The organism is Patescibacteria group bacterium (assembly GCA_024238995.1).
Lineage (GTDB): Bacteria > Patescibacteriota > Minisyncoccia > Minisyncoccales > JANBVM01 > JANBVL01.
Genome location: JANBVL010000015.1, coordinates 1 through 1,329, shown reverse-complemented (window position 1 = coordinate 1,329; position 1,329 = coordinate 1). Strand labels below are relative to the sequence as shown.

2 protein-coding genes are annotated in these 1,329 nt (G+C 33.4%); both read left to right on the top strand.

What is annotated here, in order from left to right:
• The first annotated feature begins 131 nt into the window (after positions 1–131).
• Positions 132–299, top strand: coding sequence for a DUF2080 family transposase-associated protein (locus tag KJI70_03645; GenBank protein ID MCP6718595.1), 168 nt, complete (start codon positions 132–134; stop codon positions 297–299).
• A gap of 67 nt (positions 300–366) precedes the next feature.
• Entirely contained in the window at positions 367–1,092 is a 726-nt protein-coding gene (locus KJI70_03640; GenBank protein MCP6718594.1) for a DsbA family protein, read from the top strand.
• Positions 1,093–1,329: the final 237 nt, after the last annotated feature.

The following is a 1,329-nucleotide window of genomic DNA, read 5'->3' as shown; positions in this document are numbered from 1 at the left end:
GATGATTTTGCGAAATATTCAAAACCAATTTTAACTTTAAAAGAAGCCCTGGTTGCACTCGGTGAAAAATCCTGGGGAGATATGATAGAAAATGGGTTTATATAAATAAAATTGATATATACATAATATATATGGAAAAACAAAAGAAAAATTTACTGAAGAAAGCGTTTAGCGTTATGTTTAAAGGAGATGTAGAAGAAATTTTAGAAAGAAAGATCTCTGACTTTGGTTCTGGAGCACATATTACCCTACCAAAAAAACATAGGGGCAAAAATGCAAAGATAATTATTTATAGATAATTATTAACAACAAAATCTTTTTATATAAAGAGAAATCTTTTTAAACCATATTTTACTTTAACATAAAATGACAGAAGAAAAAAGTAACAAGAGCATAACAATAACAGTAAAGAAAGATATGTTATGGAAAGCTGGAACTTTTGTATTCGCAGCATTATTCTTAATTGGACTTTTTAGTGGTTGGTTTGGTGGGAGCGGTAGTGATATCAGAGACATAGCTCCAACAGGACAAGCAACAGACACTATTAATGCAAAAGCCCTTATAGAAGATGATGACCCTGTGCTTGGGGACTCAAATGCAGATGTTTCAATTGTAGAATTTTCTGATTTTCAGTGTCCATTTTGTGGGAAAGCGCATACAGGTGCCTTGACTGATTTCAAAAACAGCGATTACTTCAAAGATGGTCAGGTTAATCTGATATACAAACATTTTCCATTAAATAGTATTCATCCCTATGCTCAAAAAGCAGGAGAAGCTTCAGAATGTGCAAACAGACAAGGAAAATTCTGGGAATATCACGATACTTTATTTGCTAATCAGGCTGCACTTGACATTGTAAGTTTGAAATCATATGCAACACAACTCGGACTTGATACATCAGAATTCAACAGTTGCTTAGATGGCGGTGAGGCAAGTTCAGAGATTTCAAAAGAGCTTGCTCAGGCAACAGCTGCTGGTGGTAGAGGAACACCTTATTTTGTTGTAGTTAATAATAAGAACGGCAATGCCGTCCCTGTTTCTGGAGCAGTTCCATTCGCTCAACTAGAAGCTGCAATTAATGCTGTATCATAATTCCAGCAATTTTAAAATGAGGTTTAATAAAGAAAGAATCCAAAGAGTAAAGGATGCCTTATTTAAAAAACCGTATATTTTTTATTTTATCTTTATTTTTTTAGTTTATATCGGACTTAATATCTGGATAAACCAGACATATTCTATACTCCCTGTGCTCGGAGGTTTTTCCAAAGTTTTTTTAATCCCATATTTATTATTTAGTTTTCTGATAATTCCTTTCCTGGTCGCATTAAC